This is a genomic window from Arenibacter arenosicollis (assembly GCF_014397245.1).
Classification (GTDB): Bacteria; Bacteroidota; Bacteroidia; order Flavobacteriales; family Flavobacteriaceae; genus Arenibacter; species Arenibacter arenosicollis.
The window spans coordinates 1-539 of the sequence record NZ_JACLHY010000076.1 but is presented as its reverse complement, the minus strand read 5'-3'; the positions used below and the strand labels follow the sequence as shown (position 1 = coordinate 539).

The window sequence follows — 539 nt, the reverse complement described above, 5'->3', positions numbered from 1 at the left end:
AACCTGCCCTCCTCCCGAGCTGCTGGGCGGCCCCTCCGTGTTCATCTTCCCTCCCAAGCCCAAGGACACCCTGATGATCTCCAGGACCCCAGAGGTGACCTGCGTGGTGGTGGACGTGAGCCAGGACGACCCCGAGGTGCAGTTCACCTGGTACATCAACAACGAGCAGGTGCGGACCGCCCGCCCTCCCCTGCGCGAGCAGCAGTTCAACTCCACCATCCGGGTGGTGAGCACCCTGCCAATCACCCACCAGGACTGGCTGAGGGGCAAGGAGTTCAAGTGCAAGGTGCACAACAAGGCCCTGCCCGCCCCCATCGAGAAGACCATCAGCAAGGCCAGGGGCCAGCCACTGGAGCCCAAGGTGTACACCATGGGCCCTCCCCGCGAGGAGCTGAGCTCCAGGAGCGTGTCCCTGACCTGCATGATCAACGGCTTCTACCCCAGCGACATCTCCGTGGAGTGGGAGAAGAACGGCAAGGCCGAGGACAACTACAAGACCACCCCAGCCGTGCTGGACAGCGACGGCTCCTACTTCCTGT

1 protein-coding gene is annotated in these 539 nt (G+C 64.0%); it reads left to right on the top strand.

Annotated features, from left to right (window positions below):
• Window positions 1-539: immunoglobulin domain-containing protein (locus H4O18_RS21920; protein WP_187588659.1), on the top strand; the 539-nt coding region annotated here is incomplete at both ends.